The organism is Knoellia koreensis, from assembly GCF_013041615.1.
Classification (GTDB): domain Bacteria; phylum Actinomycetota; class Actinomycetes; order Actinomycetales; family Dermatophilaceae; genus Pedococcus; species Pedococcus koreensis.
On sequence record NZ_JABEPQ010000002.1, the window covers coordinates 39565 to 60691 of the forward strand.

The 21127-nt window shown below is 71.7% G+C and carries 16 protein-coding genes; 10 read left to right on the forward strand and 6 right to left on the reverse strand.

All coding sequences use genetic code 11. The annotated features are described in order from the left end of the window. Window positions 1-222 precede the first annotated feature (222 nt). Both ndk and HJG52_RS08555 read right to left on the reverse strand, forming a co-directional pair. The gene (gene ndk, locus HJG52_RS08550) at window positions 223-651 is read right to left on the reverse strand and encodes a nucleoside-diphosphate kinase (RefSeq protein ID WP_171243210.1); all 429 of its coding nucleotides are present in this window, start codon (window positions 649-651) and stop codon (window positions 223-225) included. 10 nt (window positions 652-661) lie between these two features. Further along, complete coding sequence (locus tag HJG52_RS08555) at window positions 662-1078, reverse strand: DUF4233 domain-containing protein (RefSeq protein WP_171243211.1); 417 nt, start codon at window positions 1076-1078, stop codon at window positions 662-664. 251 nt (window positions 1079-1329) lie between these two features. Between HJG52_RS08555 and HJG52_RS08560 the strand changes: the two genes are divergently transcribed. Next, window positions 1330-2433 (forward strand): endonuclease/exonuclease/phosphatase family protein, encoded by a 1104-nt coding sequence (locus HJG52_RS08560; protein WP_171243212.1) that lies wholly within the window; start codon window positions 1330-1332, stop codon window positions 2431-2433. Between the two features lie 49 nt (window positions 2434-2482). Here the strand turns inward: HJG52_RS08560 and HJG52_RS08565 are convergent, their stop codons facing one another. Next, a complete protein-coding gene (locus tag HJG52_RS08565; protein ID WP_171243213.1) occupies window positions 2483-3880 on the reverse strand; it encodes a bifunctional folylpolyglutamate synthase/dihydrofolate synthase in 1398 nt (465 codons plus the stop codon). Beyond that, a complete protein-coding gene (gene ileS, locus HJG52_RS08570; RefSeq protein WP_346767641.1) occupies window positions 3880-7263 on the reverse strand; it encodes an isoleucine--tRNA ligase in 3384 nt (1127 codons plus the stop codon). Before ileS ends, HJG52_RS08565 begins: the two co-directional genes overlap by 1 nt. Window positions 7264-7578: 315 nt before the next feature. Here ileS and HJG52_RS08575 point away from each other — a divergent pair, with 315 nt between their 5' ends. From HJG52_RS08575 to HJG52_RS08610, 8 genes are all read left to right on the forward strand, one after another. After that, on the forward strand, window positions 7579-8181 hold the full coding sequence (locus tag HJG52_RS08575; RefSeq protein WP_171243215.1) for a hypothetical protein: 603 nt from the start codon (window positions 7579-7581) through the stop codon (window positions 8179-8181). A gap of 264 nt (window positions 8182-8445) precedes the next feature. After that, window positions 8446-10167 (forward strand): hypothetical protein, encoded by a 1722-nt coding sequence (locus HJG52_RS08580; RefSeq protein ID WP_171243216.1) that lies wholly within the window; start codon window positions 8446-8448, stop codon window positions 10165-10167. Further along, entirely contained in the window at window positions 10164-11072 is a 909-nt protein-coding gene (locus tag HJG52_RS08585) for a hypothetical protein (protein ID WP_171243217.1), read from the forward strand. Before HJG52_RS08580 ends, HJG52_RS08585 begins: the two co-directional genes overlap by 4 nt. Before the next feature lie 21 nt (window positions 11073-11093). After that, window positions 11094-12185: an energy-coupling factor transporter transmembrane component T gene (locus HJG52_RS08590; protein WP_171243218.1), complete on the forward strand. Its 1092-nt coding sequence runs from the start codon at window positions 11094-11096 to the stop codon at window positions 12183-12185. Next, window positions 12182-13960: an ABC transporter ATP-binding protein gene (locus HJG52_RS08595; RefSeq protein ID WP_171243219.1), complete on the forward strand. Its 1779-nt coding sequence runs from the start codon at window positions 12182-12184 to the stop codon at window positions 13958-13960. The genes HJG52_RS08590 and HJG52_RS08595 overlap by 4 nt, the downstream gene beginning before the upstream one ends. Beyond that, a complete protein-coding gene (locus tag HJG52_RS08600) occupies window positions 13957-14775 on the forward strand; it encodes an ECF transporter S component (protein WP_171243220.1) in 819 nt (272 codons plus the stop codon). Before HJG52_RS08595 ends, HJG52_RS08600 begins: the two co-directional genes overlap by 4 nt. Beyond that, the gene (locus tag HJG52_RS08605; RefSeq protein ID WP_171243221.1) at window positions 14772-16130 is read left to right on the forward strand and encodes an FAD-binding oxidoreductase; all 1359 of its coding nucleotides are present in this window, start codon (window positions 14772-14774) and stop codon (window positions 16128-16130) included. Before HJG52_RS08600 ends, HJG52_RS08605 begins: the two co-directional genes overlap by 4 nt. 172 nt (window positions 16131-16302) lie before the next feature. Continuing rightward, window positions 16303-16839: an NUDIX hydrolase family protein gene (locus tag HJG52_RS08610; protein ID WP_171243222.1), complete on the forward strand. Its 537-nt coding sequence runs from the start codon at window positions 16303-16305 to the stop codon at window positions 16837-16839. Window positions 16840-16863: 24 nt separating this feature from the next. On the opposite strand, the gene HJG52_RS08615 is transcribed toward HJG52_RS08610, so the two are convergent. Then, entirely contained in the window at window positions 16864-17631 is a 768-nt protein-coding gene (locus tag HJG52_RS08615; RefSeq protein ID WP_171243223.1) for a lysophospholipid acyltransferase family protein, read from the reverse strand. 97 nt (window positions 17632-17728) lie between these two features. Here HJG52_RS08615 and valS point away from each other — a divergent pair, with 97 nt between their 5' ends. Continuing rightward, the gene (valS, locus tag HJG52_RS08620; RefSeq protein WP_171243224.1) at window positions 17729-20380 is read left to right on the forward strand and encodes a valine--tRNA ligase; all 2652 of its coding nucleotides are present in this window, start codon (window positions 17729-17731) and stop codon (window positions 20378-20380) included. Here the strand turns inward: valS and HJG52_RS08625 are convergent. Next, on the reverse strand, window positions 20311-21012 hold the full coding sequence (locus HJG52_RS08625) for a hypothetical protein (protein ID WP_171243225.1): 702 nt from the start codon (window positions 21010-21012) through the stop codon (window positions 20311-20313). The two genes, valS and HJG52_RS08625, sit on opposite strands and share 70 nt — an antisense overlap. Window positions 21013-21127 lie beyond the last annotated feature (115 nt).

Sequence of the window (21127 nt, forward strand, 5' to 3'; positions counted from 1 at the left end):
GCCTGACCCCTGCCACAGCGCGGTCGGTGTGTAGTGGCCGGCCACAACTCGGGTTTGACCGCGGGGACTCACGACCCGCCAGGCGGTCACGCCAGCGGCGACACGGCATACCTCGCGTCGAGGTGACGGGCGCGGAGGCGCCCGTCAGGGCCGCGGGAATCAGTGAGCGACGCGGAGGCACCGGTCAGCGCTGCGGGAACCCAAGTGACGCACAGACGGCGGTCAGAGCTCGGGGAACCAGATGCCGATCTCGCGCGCGGCCGACTCCGGCGAGTCGGAGCCGTGGACGATGTTCTTCTGCACCTTCTCGCCCCAGTCGCGGCCGAGGTCGCCACGGATCGAGCCGGGCGCGGCCTCGGTGGGGTTGGTGGCGCCGGCGAGCGACCGGAAGCCCGGGATGCACCCCTCGCCCTCGATGACGGCGGCGGTGACGGGGCCGGACGACATGAAGTCGACCAGCGGCTCGTAGAACGGCTTGCCCTCGTGCTCGGCGTAGTGCTCGGCGAGCTTCTCGCGGGTGGGGGTCGTGACGGCGAGCGCGACGAGGGTGTAGCCCTTCGCCTCGATGCGGCGCAGCACCTCCCCGGTGAGACCACGGGCGAACCCGTCGGGCTTGACCAGGACCAGCGAGCGTTCCTTCTGCGTCGTCACGGCGCTCACCCTACCCAGCCGGCGGGTGGCCGGCCGACGTGCCCCGTTCGCGCGCGGCGACCTGCTGCTCGACACGGTGGCACAGGACCAGCGAGCCGACCCACAGGACGAGGAAGATGAACGCGACCGCCAGCATCGCCGGCACCACGACGGCGCTGGCGAAGGTCGCCACCTGGATCAGCCAGCCCAGCGTGACGCCCCACGGGTGACGCATGAGCCCGGCCGCGAGGAAGCACAGCACCGCGAGCCCGACCCCGACCCAGAGCCACGCCTGGGCGTTTTCGTCGTCCTGCGCCTGCCCGATGCCACGCGCCACGAGCGCGCCGAGGAAGACCACGACTCCCTGGGCACCCAGCACCGTCGCCAGCATGCGCCACGTGAACTTGCCGAGGGTCCCGTAGAAGACGATGCCCTTGAGGTTGTTCATCGGCCGCCGCGGTTGCTGTCACGGAACTTCGTGACCAGCCAGAAGAGGACCGCCACGACGACGATGATGACCAGGATCTTGCCCATGGCTCCAGCGTATGCCGTGTGCGTGCGACGCACCGGTCGCGGGCCGGCGCGCGCAGCCCAGCCCTGCGCCAGTCGGCGCCGTCCGGGTGAACAGCGCGCGGCCAGCAGCCGTCGGCTGGCTGCCGGCGGTGGCACCACCGGCAGCAGCTGTGCTGGTGTGGAGCGATGGCAGACCTCGACCGCTTCAGCGTTGCGACGTTCAACCTCTACAACCTCCAGCTGGCCGGCAAGAAGATGAACCCCGGGCAGAAGCCGTGGACGGCCAAGGAGTATGCCGCGAAGGTGCGGTGGACTGCCGACATCCTGCGCGACCAGGACGCCGACATCGTCGGGCTCCAGGAGCTGTGGCACGCCGGGGCGCTGGAGGACGTGCTCGACAAGGGGCGGATCAAGAGCCGGTACGACGTGCTGGCCGCCCCGGCGGACGGGTCGCGGATCGTGTGTGCAGCGTTGGTGCGCAAGGGGTTGCTGACCGGCGAACCGAAGTGGGTCGAGGCGTTTCCCGACGACGTGCACCTGGAGTCCACAGGGGTGGACGACCCGCAGGCGCCCGACATCTCGGTCAAGGTCAAGGGCTTCTCCCGGCCGGTCCTCACCTTCTCGGTGGCCCTGCGGGAGGGGGCACCTGACGTGGCCTTCTTCGTCGCGCACCTGAAGTCCAAGCGCCCGCACGAGGTCACGGACGAGAAGTGGTACCGCAAGGCACGGCACGGCGACCACCGGACGGCGCTGGGCTACGCCCTCGCCACGATCCGCCGGACGTCCGAGGCGGCGGCGCTGCGGGTCCTCCTGACCGCGGTGATGAAACGCACCGACACCCCGGTGATCGTCCTGGGCGACCTCAACGACGACAAGCTGTCGGACACCGTCAACCTGCTCACCGAGCAACCGCGCTACCTCGTCGGCGACAGCGTCGGCGGCGGCGACAACGCGCTCTACACGGGCCAGACCCTGCAGGAGTACCGCGACTCCCGCGACGTCTACTACACGCACGTCTTCCAGGACCAGCGCAGCTCGCTGGACCAGGTCCTGGTGAGCGAGCAGTTCTACGACAACAGCCGCCGGCGGCTGTGGTTGTTCGACGGGCTGACCATCGACAACGACCACCTCAACGGCCACCCGGGCGCGCAGGACGCGGAGGCCTCGGAGGCCGCCGACCACCGCGCCCGTGGCACCGGGGACCACGGGATCGTGCGGATGGGCTTTCGGTGGGCGCCGATGGACGCAGGCCTGGCGCCGTCGCCGTCCACGACGGACACCACCGGCTGAGGCCTACGGTGTCGACCGTGGGCCAAGCCGTCGAGCGAAGCCGTCGGGCTCAGACGTCGGTCGTGCCGAGCAGCATGCGCACCTCGGCGGCGGTGGTGACCGAGCCGGTGGCGAGCACAGCTCCGGCGACGCCGCCCTCGTCGGCGAGGCCGGCCGCGATGTCGAGCGCGTCGGGCAGGTCCTCGACCACGCTGACGCGGTCCTCGCCGAAGATGTCGGTCGCGATCTCGCCCAGCTCCGCCGGTCGGGTGGCCCGGGGTGAGGTGGTGCGCGTGACGACGACGTGGTCGAGCACCGGCTCGAGGACCTCGAGGATCTCGGTGGCGCTCTTGTCCTTGAGGATGGCCACGACGCCGACGAGGCGGGTGAAGTTGAACGACTCCTCGATCGCGCGCCGCAGCGCCATGGCGCCGGCCGGGTTGTGCGCGGCGTCGACCACGACGGTGGGCGAACGGCGCACGATCTCGAGGCGGCCCGGCGACTTTGCCGAGGCCAGCCCGGCCCGCAGGACCTCGGGGTCGAGCCGCTGCTCTCCCCCGCCGACGAACGCCTCGACGGCAGCCACTGCCGTGACGGCGTTCTGGAGCTGGTGCGCGCCGAACAGCGGCAGGAACAGCTCGTCGTACTCGCCCGCGAGCCCCTGCATCGAGAACTGCTGCCCACCGACGGCGAGCTCGCTGCTGCGGATGCCGAAGTCGAACCCCTCGACCGCCAGCCGGGCACCGACCTCGACCGACCGCTCGCGCAGGATCTCCAGGACGTCCTCGTAGGGCTGCACCGAACTGACGGCCAGCGCGCCCTCCTTGATGATCCCGGACTTCTCGGTCGCGATCTCTTCGACGGTGTCGCCGAGCAGGTGCATGTGGTCGAGGTCCACCGGCGTCACGACCGCCACCTGGCCGTCGGCGACGTTGGTCGCGTCCCACGCACCCCCGAGCCCGACCTCGACGATGGCGACGTCGACCGGGGCATCCGCGAACGCGGCATACGCCACGGCCACGAGCGTCTGGAAGTAGTTCATCCGCGGCAGTCCCTGCTCGGCGGACTGCGCGTCGACGATCTCGACGAACGGGATGACGTCGTCGTATGCCGCGACGAACTTGTCCTCGCTGATCGGCTTGCCGGACAACACGATTCGCTCACGCATCGAGTGCAGGTGGGGCGAGGTGAAGCGGCCGGTGCGCAGCCCCATCTCGAGCAGGATCGACTCGATGATGCGGCTCGTCGACGTCTTGCCGTTCGTGCCGGTGACGTGGATGACCGGGAAGGTGCGCTGCGGGTCACCGAGCAGCTCCATTACCGCGCGGATCTGGTCGAGCGAGGGTTCTACGTCGCTCTCGGGCGCGCGCGCGTCGATCGCCTGCTCGACCTCACGCATCCGCTTGGTCAGCTCGAGGTTGCGGGCGGCTTCGCGCTGGGCTGCGTCGGGGCGTCCGGAGCCGGCCATCAGAGCTTCATCACCTTGATGCGCACGGGCTCATTGTCGCCCACGGTCGCCTCCGTCACATCGTCACGGGCCGGCAGGGCGTCGAGCTGCGGCGCCGAGCCGAACTGCTCGGCCAGGGTCTCCTCGACGATGAGGCCCTGGTGGGTCACCGTTGCCTGCCAGACCGCCTCGGAACCGGTGACGGTCAGCGAGATGCGGTCCGACACGTCGAGCCCGGCGTCGCGCCGCGCCTGCTGCACCGCCCGCACCAGGTCACGCGCCAGGCCCTCCTGGGCCAGCTCCGGCGTCACCTCGGTGTCGAGCACGATGAAGCCACCGCTGGGTAGCATCGCCGTCGCGCTCGAGCCGCCCGCGGCGTCGTCCACCACGGTCTCGAGCGTGTACTCGCCTTCGACCAGCGCGAGGCCGCCCGCCGTGACGGTGCCGTCCTCGGCCACCGACCAGTCACCGGACTTGCTGCCCTTGATCGCCTGCTGGACGTCCTTGCCCAGCCGCGGACCAGCCGCGCGCGCGTTGACGGTGAGCTTCTGCGAGATGCCGAAGTCGGCCTCGCTGGCTTCGCTGATGTCGCGCAGGGTGACCTGTCGGACGTTGACCTCATCGGCGATGATCGCGCCAAAGTCCTTGAGCGCCAACGCATCCGGAACGACGACGGTGAGGTCGGCCAGCGGCAGCCGGACGCGCAGCCCCGCCGCCTTGCGCAGCGACGACGCCACCGAGCAGATCTCGCGGGCGCGGTCCATGCCGGCCACGAGGGCCTCGTCCGACGGCAGGTCGGTCGCGTCGGGCCAGTCCGTGAGGTGCACCGACCGGCCACCGGTGAGGCCGCGCCAGATCTCCTCGGTCAGCAGCGGCAGCAACGGCGCGGTCACGCGCGACGCCATCTCGAGGGCGGTGTAGAGCGTGTCGAACGCCTGCTCCGCGGAGCCATTGCCGCCGTTGCCCGAACCTTCCGCGCCGGAACCGGTGTCCCAGAAGCGTTCCCGCGACCGGCGCACGTACCAGTTGGTGAGCACGTCGATGAAACCGCGCGTCGTCTCGCACGCGCTGGCCACCTCGTAGGAGTCCAGCTGCTCGGTCATGGTCTCGACGTACTGGCGCAGCTTGGCCAGCAGGTAGCGGTCGAGCGGGTCGGCCGACGCCGTCGACCACTTCGCCGAGTAGCCCTCTCCCCCACGGAATGCGTTGGCGTACAACGAGAAGAAGTACCACGTGTTCCACAGCGGGATGATCACCTGGCGGACACCGTCACGGATGCCCTGCTCGGTGACAATGAGGTTGCCGCCGCGCAGGATCGGGCTGCTCATGAGGAACCAGCGCATCGCGTCGGCACCGTCGCGGTCGAACACCTCGCGCACGTCGGGGTAGTTGCGCAGCGACTTGCTCATCTTCTGCCCGTCCGAGCCGAGCACGATGCCGTGGCAGATCACCGACTTGAACGCCGGCCGGTCGAACAGCGCGGTCGCGAGGATGTGCAGGGTGTAGAACCAGCCCCGCGTCTGCCCGATGTACTCGACGATGAAGTCGGCCGGGAAGTGGTGCTCGAACCACGCGGCGTTCTCGAACGGGTAGTGCACCTGCGCGTAGCTCATCGACCCCGAGTCGAACCACACGTCGAGCACGTCCGGCACCCGCCGCATGACCGACTTCCCGCTCGGGTCATCGGGATTCGGCCGGGTCAGCTCGTCGATGAACGGCCGGTGCAGGTCGACCTCGCCCTCACTGTTGCGTGGCAGCCGGCCGAAGTCGCGCTCGAGCTCCTCGAACGAGCCGTAGACGTCGATCCGCGGGTAGGCCGGGTCGTCCGAGCGCCACACCGGAACCGGGCTGCCCCAGAACCGGTTGCGGGTGATCGACCAGTCACGCGCGTTCTCGAGCCACTTGCCGAACTGCCCGTGCTTGGTGTGCTCCGGCGTCCAGTCGATCTCCTCGTTGAGCGCGAGCATGCGCTCCTTGAACTTCGTGACCTCGACGAACCAGCTCGACACCGCCATGTAGATCAGCGGCTGCCGGCAGCGCCAGCAGTGCGGGTAGGAGTGGGCGTAGGTCTCGCGCCGCAGCAGGATCGTGCCCTCGGTGGTCGACTGCACGTCGGCGTCGCCCGTGGCTGTGCCCGCGTCGTGGCGGGTGCGCGCCTTGAGCGCGTCGATGATGAGGGTGTTGGCGTCGAAGACGAGCAGCCCTGCGTACTCGTCGACCGGGTGGGTGAACGCGCCGTCCGCGCCCACCGGGACGACGGGCGCGATGTCCTCGCGGTCGGTCGTCGTCTTGTCCTCCTCACCGAAGGCGCCGGCGTTGTGGACCAGTCCGGTGCCGTCGGTGGTGGTGACGTAGTCGTCGGCGACGACGCGGTGTGCGTTCTCGTGCCCGAGGAAGTACTTGAACGGCGGCACGTAGTGGCGACCGACCAGCTCACTTCCCTTGAGGCGCTTGGTGATCCGCGCGGCATACTCACCCTCGTCGGTGGTGCCGAAGAGGTCCTTGGCGTATGCCGGGAGGCGGGCCTCCGCGAGCAGGTAGCGCTCCGTGCGCCCGCTGGCGTCGGACTCGACCACGACATAGTCGATGTCCTCGCCGATGACGACGAGCAGGTTCGACGGGAGGGTCCACGGCGTCGTCGTCCAGATGAGCGCGTGCACGCCGGTCAAGTCGTCCTCGGTGCCGTCGGCGGCCTCGGTGAGCCGGTACCCGACGGTCACGGCCGGGTCCTGGCGCACCTGGTAGACGTCGTCGTCCATCCGCAGCTCGTGGTTCGACAGCGGCGTCTGGTCGTTCCAGCAGTAGGGCAGCACGCGGAAGCCCTCGTACACCAAACCCTTGTCGTACAACGACTTGAACGCCCAGATCACCGACTCCATGTAGTCGGGGTTGAGCGTCTTGTAGTCGTGGTCGAAGTCGACCCAGCGCGCCTGCCGGGTGACGTAGTCGCGCCACTCGTCGGTGTACTTGAGCACCGACGACCGGCAGGCGGCGTTGAACTTCTCGATGCCGAGGTCGAGGATCTCGTCCTTGGTCTTGATCCCGAGCTGGTCCATCGCCTCGAGCTCGGCCGGCAGGCCGTGGGTGTCCCACCCGAACCGGCGCTCGACCCGCCGCCCGCGCATCGTCTGGTAGCGCGGGATGAGGTCCTTGACATAGCCCGTCAGCAGGTGGCCGTAGTGCGGCAGGCCGTTGGCGAACGGCGGCCCGTCGTAGAAGACGAACTCGTTGTCGCCGTCCTTGCCCTCGGGCCGCTGCTCGATCGACGCACGGAAGGTGTCGTCCTTCTCCCAGTAGGCGAGGATGCGCTCCTCGATCTCCGGGAAGCGCGGGGAGGCGGGCACCCCGCGCGCGCCCGTGGTGGCGTCGGGAGTGTTCTCGCTGGAGACCTTGGGGTAGGCCACGTCTGTCGTTCCTTCGTCGCTCGTGCAGTCCTGCCACGAGGACGACGTCGCCGGGATCGCCCAGCGGCACCGCGGTACCACCTCGCTTGCCGCACCCGCGCGCACGAGGTGCGCACGCGGCATACGGCCGCTCTTGCCCAAGGCCGTGACGTGGCCCAGACGTTCGGGTCTAGTGAGCGGGAGCCCGTATGCCGCGTGGGCGCCCGCCGTTCTTCCGAAGGCTCACCGGTGATGGCCGGGTCGATGCCTGTGCGCCCGAGTCTACCGGGCCCGCGGCGGCCGTCGCGCCCCGGTTTGATGTGGGAGGCTCGGCGCATGGGGTGGTGGAAAGGGTGGGGCAAGCCCAAGGACGGCGAGGTCGCGACGGGTGCCGTTGAAGGCGACGTGAGCCCGTGGGTCGCGGGTGCTGTGCGGATGGGCTGGGAGGTCCGCGCGGCCGACCCCGAGGCGTGCACGGTGAGCGTCAGCTACACCGAACCCTTCGCGTTCCCCGTGTTCCTTGGCGTGGTGCTCCGCGGGGCGGTGGCGGTCAAGTCCCCGGACTGGGAGTACACCGCGACCGAGACGTTCGAGGAGGCCGATGAGAGCCTGCGCACGACCCATGGGCACTTCCTGCTGGCGACGAGCCGCACGCTGCTCTCCGTGGGCGACCGGCACACGGCCACGGTGCCCGTGCCGGCTGACGACGTGGTCGGCGGGCTGTTCATGTCCCGCACCAACCGCGCGTGGGTCCGTCACGCCGCCGGGGTGCTCGTGCTGCTCGACCACGACCGCCCGCCGCATCTGTTCGACCTCGGCTTCCGCGACATCCCCCGCGACGAGCTTCCCGTGCACGAGTACGACCTGGTCGTCGACGGTGAGCCACGTCTCGTGCGCCGGCCGCCTGCGACGGGCGAAGGAGGGACGCCCCCGGTGTAGGGTGAGGCGGTCGCCTCCGGGCGACACCCACGACGCACTCCAGGGGAAGCCGGTCGAATTCCGGCGCTGACCCGCAACCGTAGGCCACCGCGAGGTGGCGAGCCGGACTGCCTGGGGTGCGGAGCGGCTCCATTTCCGTCGAGGTACGCGGGGCGGAGCCCGGACCAGGTCCGAGCCGCCCCCGATGTCGCGCGAGCGACGCCGGGGGTTTCGTCGTTTCTGGTGCCGGTGCCCGTCGCGACACCGCTCGTTTGAAGAGGCACCATGCACCGCACATCGCGCACGACCCTGCGCAGCGCTCGCCCCGCTGCCGTCGCCGCCCTGGCCGTCGGCCTGGCCCTGCTCGTCCCGGGCAGCGCCCTGGCCGGCACAACCGCCCCGACTCCGGTCACCACCACGACCGCGCCGGCTCCCACCGAGACGACGTCGCCGACCACCGGCACGGGCAGCACCGGCAGCACCACGACCGCCACGGGCGGCACGGGCACGGGCACGGGCTCGGGCAGCACCACGACCACCTCCGACTCGTCGACCACGGGGACCCCCAGCAGCTCCCCGAAGTCGACCAGCTCGCCCAGCTCGCCCAGCTCGTCCAGCTCGTCCACGAGCGCTCCCTCACCGCGGCTGGTGCCCGGCGGCAACGCCCAGCGGTACGGGATGGCCGCCGCGGCCGGCCCGGCCACGTCGACCGACCCCACCCTGGTCGCCGCCCACTACCTCGTGCAGGAGCTCGTCAGGGGCGAGCACCACTTCTCCACGGTCGTCGACGGGGTCGGCACCTTCGCCGACTACGGCGTGACGGCCGATGCAGTGCTCGCGCTCGACGCCGCCGGCGCCGGCCAGACCGAGGCCACGGCCACCACCTCCTACCTGGCCGAGCACGCCGTCGACTACATCGGCTTCGGTGACAAGACCGAGGTGGCCGCCGGCCCGGTGGCCAAGCTCCTCCTCGTCGCGTCCGCCCAGGGCGTCGACCCGCGAGCCTTCGGCGGCTACGACCTCGTCGCCACGCTCGAGTCCCTGGCCAAGCCCAACGGCAAGTACGCCGACCAGTCGAAGTACGGCGACTACTCGAACCTGTTCAGCCAGTCGCTGGCGATCATGGCCCTCGACCGCGCAGGTCGGCCGGTCCCGGCCCAGGCGGTCTCCTTCCTGCGCGCACAGCAGTGCCCCGGCGGCGGTTTCCGCCTCTTCTACCCGGCAACGGGTGACCAGGGGGCCCCGTGCACGGACGCGACGGCGGCCGACCCGGACGCCACCGCTATGGCCGTGCAGGCGCTGATCGCGGTCGCGAGCACGAGCGACAGCGGTGCGGCCGCGGGCCTGGACTACCTCGCCTCCCGCCAGGGTGCCGACGGGGGCATCGGCGGCGGTGGTCCCCAGACCCAGCGCAACGCCAACACGACCGGCCTCGCCGGCCAGGCGTTCCTCGCCGGCGGCCGCAAGGCCCAGGCCCGGCTGGCCGCCGAGTTCCTCGGCAACCTCCAGTACGACTGCTCGTTCCCCAGCACCCTGCGCGGCGGGATCGCCTACGACCAGACCGCTTTCGGCGCCCAGAAGGCGGCCGGCTCGAAGGCCGAGCCGGCTGACCAGGACCGCCGCTCGACGACGCAGGCCATCCTCGCGCTGGCAGGCACGCCGCTGTATGCGGTGTCCGCAACTGGTGCCGACGCGAACGCACCGGCCCTGACCTGTGCGGCACCCACGACCTCGACCAGCGGCACGCCGAGCACCTCGTCGAGCTCCAGCTCCAGCACCAGTTCGAGCACCGACGGCACCAGCACGACGGCCGCGCCGGGTGAGCCGGGTGAGCCGGGTGCGGGCGGTTCGGGTGATGCCGGGAACCAGCCCGTCGCCTCCTCCACCCCAGCCGGTCTCGCCTTCACCGGCGCCAACCTGGCAGTCACGCTGGCCCTGGCCGTGCTGCTCCTCGCAGCCGGCGCCGCCGCCATCGCCGTGGCTCGACGCAAGGGATCCCACGCGTGAGTCGTTGGTTGGCGCGTGTCGTTCCGGCCATCCTGCTCGCCGGGGCAGGCGGCTTCGCGGTGCCGGTGGGCAGCGCGGACGCGGCCGCCTGCTCCGGTACGAGCGGGGTCAACGTCGTCATCGACTACGGGTCCAGCACCACGGTGTCGTGTGCGCCGGGTGACCCCAGCTCGGCGATGGCCGCGCTGAAGTCGGTGGCCTCGGTCGTGAGCCCGCAGCGTTACCCCGGTACCGTCGTGTGCCGCATCAACGGAATCCCGGCCAGCGACCCCTGCGTGCAGATGCCCCCGGCGAACGCCTACTGGGCCTTCTACCACGCACCCGCAGGGGGAAGCTGGACGTACAGCAACGTCGGAGTCGCCGGCTACAACCCGGCCCCGGGCAGCTCGATCGGCTTCGCGTTCGGCGCCGGTGCGCGTCCCTCCGTGGCGCCACCGGCCTCCGCGCCGAAGCCGTCGCCCAAGCCGAACCCGTCCTCGAGCCGGCCCAAGCCTCCGGCACCGCCTGCGCCCAAGGGGACCGCGTCCTCGCCCAAGCCCAAGGCAAGCTCCACCGCCGGCACGCCGGGCGCCCCGCGCGGCTCGGCGTCGGCGGGCAGCGGCGCCGGCTCGACACCCAAGGTCACGGTCCTGCCGAACGGCAAGACCAGCACGCTCGCGCCCACGTCGTCGACGACGTCGTCCACGACGACCTCGGCCACCACGACCAGCGGCACCAGCACCACGACGACCGACGGTGCCACCACCCAGGGCAGCGGGGACGGCGGGGGCCAGGCCATGGCGCCGACGTCACAGCCGGCCGACGGCTCGGGAAGCAACGCACCGTTCTGGGCCGGGGTCGGCCTGGTCGTGCTCATCGGCGCAGCCGCGGCATACCTCGCGCGCCGGCGCCGCGCCCAGCACTGAGCCCGGGCAGCACGACGCACGATGGCCGGTCGCATCACCCCACTGCCCCGTCACCTCCACCCGGTGGCGTGGTGGGTGTGGGCGATCGGCCTGGCCGTCGCGGTGTCACGCACGACGAACCCGCTGCTGCTGGGCCTGGGGATCGGGGTCGCGGCCCTGGTCGTCAGCGCCAAGCGCGGCAGCTCTCCGTGGGCGCGGGCGTTCGGCCTGTACCTGTGGCTGGGCGTCTTCATCGTCGCCGTGCGCGTCGTGCTGCACGTGCTGGTGGGCTACAAGTTCGGCACCCACCGGTTGTGGACCCTGCCCAGCGTGGACCTTCCCGGGATCACGCTGCTGGGGCCGGTCCACCTCGAAGGTTTGCTGGCCGCCGCAGTGGAGGGGCTGCGGCTGGCCAGCATCATCGTCTGCATCGGCGCGGCGAACGCCCTCGCCAACCCCAAGCGGCTCCTGCGGGCGCTGCCGGGGGCGTTGCACGAGGTCGGCACCGCCGTCGTCATCGCGGTGACGGTGGCACCGCAGCTGGCCGAGAGCGTGCAGCGGGTCCGTCGGGCCCGGGTGCTGCGCGGTGACGGCGGCACGGGGCTTCGTTCGGTGGGCCGCGTCGCGCTGCCCGTGCTCCAGGACACCCTCGACCGGTCACTGCTGCTCGCCTCCGCGATGGACTCGCGCGGTTACGGCCGCCGGGTCGAGCAGCCCCCAGCCGCGCGCCGACTCACCGGAGCCCTGACGCTCGTCGGGCTCGCGGGTGCGGCCGTCGGCACCTACGGGTTGCTCGACGGCACCGCCCCGGCGGCCACCGGCGCGCCGATGCTCGTCGGCGGGCTGGCCCTGTGTGCGCTCGGGCTGTGGGTCGGCGGTCGCAGCGTGCGGCGCACCGTCTACCGCCGCGACCGGTGGGGTGGGCCCGAGTGGCTGGTCGCCGCCAGTGGCGTGGTTGCGGCCGTCGCGATGTTCGCCCAGCAGCACCGTGACCCGATGGCGCTGGTCCTGCCCGTGGACCCGATCGGACTCCCTGCCCTGCCGTTGCTCGTGGTCGGTGGGCTCCTCGTCGCCGCCCTGCCGGCGTTCCTCGCGCCCGACCCGCCACGACCGCGCCGCGAGGTGCGCGGATGAGCCCCGTCGTCGTGCTCGACGACGTGACGATCCGGTATGCCGCGTCGCCGCGTCCCGCGCTGCGCTCGGCGTCCGTGGTGGTCGAGGAGGGCGAGCTGGCCCTGCTGGTCGGGCGGACGGGCTCGGGCAAGTCGACGCTGTTGGGCACGATCTCGGGCCGGGTGCCGCACTTCACGGGGGGCCACCTGTCCGGGCGGGTGACGGTCGCGGGGCTCGACACCCGCACCCACCGGCCTCGCGACCTGGCCGGCATCGTCGGGGTGGTGGCGCAGGACCCCATGGCCGGGTTCGTGACCGACACGGTCGAGGAGGAGCTCGCCTACACCCTCGAACAGCTGGCGGTCGACCCGCCGACGATGCGTCGCCGGGTCGAGGAGGTGCTCGACCTCATGGGCATCGCCGAGCTACGCGACGCCCCGCTGCGCGACCTGTCCGGCGGTGAGCAGCAGCGGGTCGCCATCGGTGCCGTCCTCACCGCGGGACCGCGGCTGCTCGTCCTCGACGAACCGACCTCCGCACTCGACCCCGTCGGCGCGCAGGACGTGCTCGCCACCGTCACCCGGCTGGTCCACGACCTCGGCCTCACCGTGGTCATGTCCGAGCACCGCCTCGAACGCGTGGCGGGGCTGGCTGACACCGTGCTCGCGGTCGCCGAGGACGGCACGGTGCGCCAAGGCGAGCCACGGTCGGTCTTCGCCGACCTCGCCCTGGCGCCGCCGGTGGTCGAGCTCGGCCGGGTCGCCGGGTGGCAACCCCTGCCGCTGACTGTGCGCGAGGCTCGTCGCGCCGCCACGGACTTGCGAGACCAGCTCGTCACCACGGTCACTCTTTCACCTGAAACTGCTACTCCGCCAACGCATTTGGCGGACGGCACAGACCAAGGCGCCCACCCGACCGCAGGCCTCACCGCTACGGCGAGCGCGCACGCGCCGACCACGGCGCTGCAGGCCACGGGGGTCACCGTCCGCCACGGCGAGGTGGACGCGGTCCGCGGCATCGACCTGAGCCTGGCCGGCGGCGAGGTCGTCGCCCTCATGGGCCGCAACGGCTCCGGCAAGTCCTCGCTGCTGTGGGCACTGCACGGCAGCGGGCCCCGCACCGGCGGCGAGGTCCTCGTGACCACCCCCGACGGCAGCCACACCGACCCCGCCGACGCCGCACCCCGGACCCGCCGTCGCCTCGTCGGGCTCGTCCCGCAGAGCGCACCCGACCTGCTCTACCTCGACACCGTCGCCGCCGAGTGCGCCCAGTCCGACCACGAGTCGGCGGCGACCACGGGCACCACGCGAGCGCTCCTCGACCGGCTCGCACCCGGCATACCCGGCGCGCAGCATCCGCGTGACCTCTCCGAGGGGCAGCAGCTCGCACTCGTCCTCGCGATCCAGCTGGCGACCACCCCGCCGGTGCTGCTGCTCGACGAGCCCACCCGCGGCCTCGACCACCCCGGCAAGGAGGCCCTCGCGACGCTCCTCGCCCACCTCACCACCGACGGGCACGCCGTCGCCCTCGCCACCCATGACGTCGAGTTCGCCGCCACCGTGGCGGACCGCGTGGTCGTCCTCTCCCGGGGCCACGTCGTCACCGACGGACCCGCCCGCGAGGTGCTGACCGAATCGCCGGAGTTCGCGCCGCAGGTCGCCGCCGTCCTCGCGCCCGTGCCGTTGCTGACCGTGGCCGAGGTCGCCGCCTGCCTGACCACGCCTCCGGTCGAGGTGAGCGACGACCCTGCCGCGGTATCCGATTACCTCGAACCGGACGGACGGGGTGCACGATGAGCAACGTCATCGCCCTGCGCCCGCGGTCGACCATCGCCCTGGCCATCGTGTCGGTCGCCGGGCTCCTGATCTTCCTGTGGCCGCTGTTCGCGACGCCGGACGCCCGGCTCGGCCAGAACGCCGACGCCCCGCTCGTCTTCGCGCTGCTCATCCCGCTGCTCATGGCGGTGGTGCTGTTCGAGATCAGCGAGGGCGGGCTGGACGTCAAGGCCGTCGCGATGCTCGGTGTGCTCTCCGCCGTCGGCGCCGCGCTGCGCCCGCTCGGCGCCGGGACAGCCGGGCTGGAGACGGTGTTCTTCCTGCTGGTGCTGGGCGGCCGGGTCTTCGGCCCCGGGTTCGGGTTCGTGCTCGGCTCGACGACGCTGTTCGCGTCGGCCCTGGTGACCGGAGGCGTCGGCCCGTGGCTGCCCTACCAGATGCTCGGCGCCGCCTGGGTCGGCCTCGGCGCGGGCCTGCTCCCCCGCGTGCCAGGCCGGTGGGAGGTGCCGCTGCTCGCGGCATACGGCGCCGTGGCGGGACTGCTCTACGGCTGGCTGCTCAACTTCTCGTTCTGGCCGTTCGCGGTCGGGCTCGGCGGCGACCTGTCGTTCGTGGCGGGCGCACCACCGTGGGAGAACCTGCGCCGCTTCGGCACGTTCTCGGTCGCCACGAGCCTGTGGTGGGACCTCGGCCGCGCCCTCACCAACGTCGTCCTCATCTCCATCACCGGGAAGGCCGTCCTCGCGACGCTGCGCCGCGCCAGCCGTCGGGCTGCGTTCGACGACGAGGTGACCTTCGACGAACCGGTGAGCACGCGGCATACGCTGGCGGGATGACGCCACCACCCACCGTCCTCGCCGTCGCCACGGTCAGCGACCCTGACGTCAAGGCGGGGTATGCGACGGATGAGTCGGTCGGGGCGCAGGCGCCGGAGCACTTCGAGGTCGTGCGGGCGCGCAGCCTCGACGACGTGGTCGAGGTGATGCGCTGGGCCGACGCGACGGGCACGCCGGTCGTGCCGCAGGGCGCGCACAGCAGCCTCACCGGCGCCTCGGTCGCGATCGAGGGCGGCGTCGTCCTCAACACCGAGGGCATGGACTCGATCACGACGATCGACCCGCTCGAGGGGTATGCCGTCGCGGGGCCGGGTGTGCTCAACAAGGCACTCAAGGACGCGGTCGCCGCCGAGGGCATGTTCTACCCGCCGGACCCGGCCAGCTCGGCGTTCTGCACGATCGGCGGCAACGTCGCCACCAACGCCGGTGGGCTGTGCTGCGTGAAGTATGGCGTCACCGGCGACTACGTGCGCGCGCTCCAGGTGGTGCTGCCCGGCGGCGAGGTGATCCGCACCGGCCACCGCACCGCCAAGGGCGTCGCCGGGCTCGACCTCACCGGGCTGTTCGTCGGGTCGGAGGGCACGCTCGGGGTCGTCACCGAGGTGACCACGCGGCTCATCCCGGCGCCCGACCCAGCGCTCACCGTGCTCGCGACCTTCGACTCGCTCGACGCGGCGAGCGCCGCCATCGTCGCGCTGCGCCGCGAACGCCACCTGCCCAGCCTCGTCGAGCTGCTCGACCGTGCCGCGATCGCCGCGGTGCAGGCCCTGGCCGACTACGGCTTCCCCGACGACTGCGAGGCCGTGCTGCTCGTGCAGTCCGACCGGCCCGGGCACACGAGCGAGGACGTGCAGCGGTATGCCGGCCTGCTCACCGACGCGGGCGCGGTCGACGTCGCGGTGGCCGACGACCCGGCCGAGGCCGACCTGCTGCTCGCGGGACGGCGGGCGCTCAGCCCGGCCCTGGAGGCGGAGGGGCCGCGCTACCTCGAGGACGTGTGCGTCCCGGTCGGGCGGCTCGTCGACCTGATCCGCGAGGGGCAGCGCATTGCCGCCGAGCGCGGGCTCGAGATCGTCATGGCCGGGCACGCCGGCGACGGCAACCTGCACCCGAGCATCTTCTTCGACGCCGCCGACCCCGCGAGCCGCGAGCGCGCCCACGCGGCATTCACGCTCATCGTCGACGCGGCACTCGGCATGGGCGGCACCATCACCGGGGAGCACGGCGTCGGCTCGCTCAAGGCGCCCTGGCTGCCGCGCGAGCTCGGCGACCCCATGATCGAGCGGCAGCGCGCCATCAAGGCGCTGTTCGACCCGCGCGGCATCCTCAACCCCGGCCGCGTCTACTGGTCCTGACCGCAGTCACAGCTTTTCCGCGTCCCACCAGTCACAGCTTTTCCGCGTGACGCGGGAAAGCTGGCTTCGCTCGCCTTACTGGACCGAGCGAACCTCACACTTCCCGCGGGACGCGTAAAAGCTGAAGCGTGCCGGGCTGGTAGAAACAAGGCATGATTCGCAAGGACGCCCTATGAGCTCGCTCGAGGTCGAACCGTCCGGCGCGTGGCTGTCTCGAGAGGATCTCGACGCAGCGCGCGAGCGGCTCCCGATCCTCTACGTCGACGCTGTCCCCGTGCGCGTCGACGACAAGGGCTCGGTCACCGCGGTCGGCCTGCTGCTGCGCGCCTCCGACGGCGAGGTGCGGCGCGAGCTCGTGTCCGGTCGCGTGCTCTACCACGAGCGGGTCCGCGACGCCCTGCTCCGGCACATCGAGAAGGATCTCGGCCCGATGGCGCTGCCCCAGGTGCCGCCGAGCCCGCAGCCGTTCACCGTCGCCGAGTACTTCCCCATCCCCGGCGTCACGCCGTTCCACGACCCGCGCCAGCACGCCGTGTCGCTGGCGTTCGTCGTGCCGGTCGCCGGCGATGCCCACCCGCAGCAGGACGCGCTCGACCTCACCTGGCTCACCCCGCGGGAGGCGCTGGCGCCCAGCGTCCTCGACGAGATGGACGGCGGCCACGGCGTCCTCCTGCGCCAGGCGCTCGCCCACCTCGGCCACCCCGTCTGACGGGCGACCGACCGGACGGACCGGTCAGCCGCGCGAATCGCCTTGCGGCGCCTGGCGTTGCCGGCGCTCGCGGTCGGCGGCGTCGAGGGCGTCGGCCTCCTCCAGCGTGGGCGCGCTGCCGCCGAGCCGGGTCGGCAGGAGGTGCGCCTCGGCGTCCGGCCAGGCCGGGTATGCCGCCTGGTCGGCTTCGAGCTGCGCGGCCATCGCCGCCTTGACGGTCGCCGTCGCTGCCGCGGGGTCGTCGGCCGCAGCCACCTCGAGGGGGGCGCCGACCGTGATGAACAGCGGTATGCCGTGCCGGCCCATCCTGCGCGGGTGCCCCTTGGTCCACACTCGCTGCGAGCCCCAGATGGTGACCGGCAGCACCGGCACCCCGGCCTGCTGGGCGAGCCGAACCGCGCCGCTCTTGAACTCCTTGAGCTCGAACGACCGGCTGATCGTCGCCTCCGGGAAGACACCCACGATCTCGCCGTCCTTGAGGGCCCGCAGTGCCCGCTCGAACGACTCCTGACCGGCCTCGCGGTCGACCGGGATGTGGTGCATGCCGTTCATCAGCGGCCCGGCCACCGGGTTCGCCCAGATCGACTTCTTTGCCATGAACCGCACGAGGCGACCGACCTCGACGCCGGCCAACCCGGCATACGTGAAGTCGAAGTAGCCCGTGTGGTTGATGCACATCACCGCGCCACCGGTGCGGGGCACGTGGTCGAGCCCGCGGAGGCGGATCTTCAACCCCTGGAAGGCGAACAGCGTGCGCGCGACGCCGATGACGCCCTGGTAGACCGGCTCCATGGCCACACCCTAGGCGCTCCGGCTGTGACCCGCCCTCGTGTCTGCCACCGGCATACCGATTGGAGTCGCCGCGGCCGCCAATGGGAAGATTCCCCCCATGACCGACGCTCCGTCCACGCCTGCTGCCACTCGCATCCCCGACCGCCCGAGCATCGACGGGCTCGAGGACAAGTGGGCGCAGGTATGGCGTGAGCAGGGCACGTACACCTTCGACCGCGAGGCGGCGGCCGCGGCCGGGCGCGACAAGGTCTTCTCGATCGACACCCCGCCGCCGACCGCGAGCGGCAGCCTGCACATGGGTCACGTGTTCAGCTACACGCACACCGACTGCATGGCGCGCTACAAGCGGATGACCGGCCACCACGTCTTCTACCCCATCGGCTGGGACGACAACGGCCTGCCGACCGAGAAGCGGGTGCAGAACTACTACGGCGTGCGTGGTGACGCGTCGCTGCCGTTCGACCCCGGGTTCGAGCCGCCGCACCGCGGGGATGCCAAGAGCCTCAAGGCTGCCGACGCGACGCCGATCTCGCGGCAGAACTTCATCGACCTGTGCGACGAGCTGACGGTCGAGGACGAGAAGGCGTTCGAGAGCCTGTTCCGCCGCATGGGGTTCAGCCTCGACTGGGACATCAGCTACCGCACCATCGACGACCACTCGCGCGCGACGGCGCAGCAGGCGTTCCTGCGCAACCTCGCCCGCGGCGAGGCCTACCAGGCGGAGGCGCCGGGGCTGTGGGACGTCACCTTCCAGACCGCGGTCGCCCAGGCCGAGCTCGAGGCCAAGGACTACCCGGGCGCGTTCCACCGGGTCGCGTTCCACCGCCCCGACGGGGAGCCGGTCTACATCGAGACGACGCGCCCCGAGCTGATCCCCGCGTGCGTCGCGCTCGTGGCCAACCCCGACGACGAGCGGTATGCCGCGTTGTTCGGCACCACGGTCACCTCACCGTTGTTCGGGGTCGAGGTGCCGGTGCTGCCGCACCGGCTGGTCGAGCAGGACAAGGGTGCGGGCATCGCGATGTGCTGCACCTTCGGTGACCTCACCGACGTCATCTGGTGGCGCGAGCTCCAGCTGCCGACGCGGTCGGTCATCACCCGCTCCGGTCGCATCCAGGCCGAGACGCCGGAGTGGATTGCGGGCGGTCCGGGTGCTGGCCTCTTCGCCGACGGTCTCGCGGGCAAGACGACGTTCTCGGCGCGCGAGGCGGTCGTGGCCGCGCTGCGCGAGTCCGGCGACCTCGACGGCGAGCCGGTGCCGACCCAGCGCAAGGCCAACTTCTACGAGCGCGGCGAGAAGCCGCTCGAGATCGTCACGTCGCGCCAGTGGTACATCCGCAACGGTGGCCGCGACGCCGAGCTCAACGAGCAGCTGCGCGCCCGCGGTCGCGAGATCGACTTCCACCCGGCGTTCATGCGCAGCCGCTACGAGAACTGGGTGGCCGGCCTCAACGGCGACTGGCTCATCTCGCGGCAGCGGTTCTTCGGCGTGCCGATCCCGGTCTGGTACCCCGTCGACGACTCCGGCGACCCCGTGTGGGACAAGCCGCTGGTGCCCACCGAGGACCAGCTGCCGATCGACCCGCGCGCGCAGGCGCCCGACGGCTACGACGAGTCGCAGCGCGACCAGCCGGGCGGGTTCACCGGCGACCCCGACATCATGGACACGTGGGCGACGTCGTCGCTCACCCCCCAGATCGCCGGGCGCTGGCGCGACGACAAGGCGCTGTTCGACCTCGTCTTCCCGATGGACGTCCGCCCGCAGGGTCACGACATCATCCGCACCTGGCTGTTCGCCACGGTCGTCCGCTCGCACTTCGAGTTCGATTCGGTGCCGTGGACGAACGCCGCCATCAGCGGCTGGATCCTCGACCCCGACCGCAAGAAGATGAGCAAGTCCAAGGGCAACGTCGTCACCCCAGAGGACGTCGTCAAGGAGCACTCCACCGATGCCGTGCGCTACTGGGCGGCCAGCGGTCGCCTGGGCGCCGACGCGGCATACGACACCGGTCAGATGAAGGTCGGGCGACGGCTCGCGATCAAGATCCTCAACGCGAGCAAGTTCGCTCTTTCCTTTGGCGGAGCCGAAGCCAATCAGCTCAGCGGTGAGGTCGACGGCGACCTGTCGGCCGCGGTGACCGACCCGCTCGACAAGGCCATGCTCGCCCGCCTGGGCGAGGTCGTCGACGCCGCCACCGCGGGCTTCGAGGCGTGGGACTACACCCGCTCGCTCGAGCTGACCGAGACCTTCTTCTGGGCGTTCTGCGACGACTACCTCGAGCTCGTCAAGGACCGCGCGTACGGCAGCCGGGGTGAGGAGGGCGCGGCGTCCGCGCGGGCCGCGCTGCGGATCGCGCTCGACGTGCTACTGCGGCTGTTCGCGCCGATCCTGCCCTACGCCACCGAGGAGGTCTGGTCGTGGTCGCACGACGGCTCGGTGCACCACGCGACCTGGCCCACGCGCGCCGAGGTGGCGGCCGGTGAGGGCGGCGACCCGGCGCTCCTGGGCGCGGTCGGCGAGGCTCTCGCGGGGGTCCGCAAGACCAAGTCCGAGGCCAAGGTGGGCATGCGCGCCGAGGTCGCCAAGGTGACGCTGGCCGGTCCCGCCGGTTGGGCCGACCTCGTGCGCGTCGGTGAGGACGACCTGCGCGCGGCGGGCCGCATCACCGGCTCGATCGACTACGCCGAGGCCGAGACCCCGGTCGCGCGTGACGCCGAGCTGATCCCGGTGGAGAAGCCGAAGGCCTGAACGGTGCGGGCTCCCGTGGGTTGCACCGCGACCCACGGGACGTCCCAGCCCGCGATGCCGAGTTTCCGTGCGGCAAAACAGTTTTCGTCGAGCAACGTGACCTGCCCGGTGGCCGGGTCGTAGACGTCGAGGATGCGGTCGCCGTCGCCCGGCAGGACGAGCGTGACGTGGCGCGGCAGGAGGCCGTTGCCGATGTAGAGCAGCGCCGGCTCGCCCTCGGCGACGACGTCGACGAGCCGTGAGTGCGCGGCGCGGAGCCGACCGCGGTCGAGGGGGCGCAGCCACCGCTGGTGGTACTGCGTGCCACGCCTCGAGGCGCCGAACTCCAGCTCCTTGCCCGCTCCCCACGGCGGGGTGCCGAGGGCGTGCGGCCACGGCACGTTGAGTCGCCTCCCTGCTCCCAGCAGCCCGTTCGTGCGGCGCATGACGACGCGTTCGTATGCCGCGAACCGCGCCTGCTCGTCACGGCCGGGGGGCGCGTCGGCGCGCGGCCCCTCCCCCGTGGTGATCCAGCGCGCGAACTCGGGGTTCACCAGCATGCGGGCGACGGTGAGGCAGGCCGAGCCACACGTGACCGGGCTCTGCTGCACCGGTCCGATGTCGCCCTGCCGCAACCGGTAACCCGAGGTCATGCCCACATCCTCACCCGCCGCGCCGTCACTTGCGAGTCTTCGGAAGAATTCCGACGTTCCAGCGTGGAAATTGTTCCGAAGACTCGCAAGTGCCGGGGCGCGTGAGGCGCAAGGG

Excerpts from the sequence above, each read along its gene's own strand:
- HJG52_RS08555 (WP_171243211.1), bottom strand. The coding sequence starts at position 1,078 with ATGAACAACCTCAAGGGCATCGTCTTCTACGGGACCCTCGGCAAGTTC.
- HJG52_RS08560 (WP_171243212.1), top strand. The coding sequence starts at position 1,330 with ATGGCAGACCTCGACCGCTTCAGCGTTGCGACGTTCAACCTCTACAAC.
- HJG52_RS08565 (WP_171243213.1), bottom strand. The coding sequence starts at position 3,880 with ATGGCCGGCTCCGGACGCCCCGACGCAGCCCAGCGCGAAGCCGCCCGC.
- HJG52_RS08575 (WP_171243215.1), top strand. The coding sequence starts at position 7,579 with ATGGGGTGGTGGAAAGGGTGGGGCAAGCCCAAGGACGGCGAGGTCGCG.
- HJG52_RS08580 (WP_171243216.1), top strand. The coding sequence starts at position 8,446 with ATGCACCGCACATCGCGCACGACCCTGCGCAGCGCTCGCCCCGCTGCC.
- HJG52_RS08590 (WP_171243218.1), top strand. The coding sequence starts at position 11,094 with ATGGCCGGTCGCATCACCCCACTGCCCCGTCACCTCCACCCGGTGGCG.
- HJG52_RS08595 (WP_171243219.1), top strand. The coding sequence starts at position 12,182 with ATGAGCCCCGTCGTCGTGCTCGACGACGTGACGATCCGGTATGCCGCG.
- HJG52_RS08600 (WP_171243220.1), top strand. The coding sequence starts at position 13,957 with ATGAGCAACGTCATCGCCCTGCGCCCGCGGTCGACCATCGCCCTGGCC.
- HJG52_RS08605 (WP_171243221.1), top strand. The coding sequence starts at position 14,772 with ATGACGCCACCACCCACCGTCCTCGCCGTCGCCACGGTCAGCGACCCT.
- HJG52_RS08610 (WP_171243222.1), top strand. The coding sequence starts at position 16,303 with ATGAGCTCGCTCGAGGTCGAACCGTCCGGCGCGTGGCTGTCTCGAGAG.
- HJG52_RS08615 (WP_171243223.1), bottom strand. The coding sequence starts at position 17,631 with ATGGAGCCGGTCTACCAGGGCGTCATCGGCGTCGCGCGCACGCTGTTC.
- valS (WP_171243224.1), top strand. The coding sequence starts at position 17,729 with ATGACCGACGCTCCGTCCACGCCTGCTGCCACTCGCATCCCCGACCGC.
- HJG52_RS08625 (WP_171243225.1), bottom strand. The coding sequence starts at position 21,012 with ATGACCTCGGGTTACCGGTTGCGGCAGGGCGACATCGGACCGGTGCAG.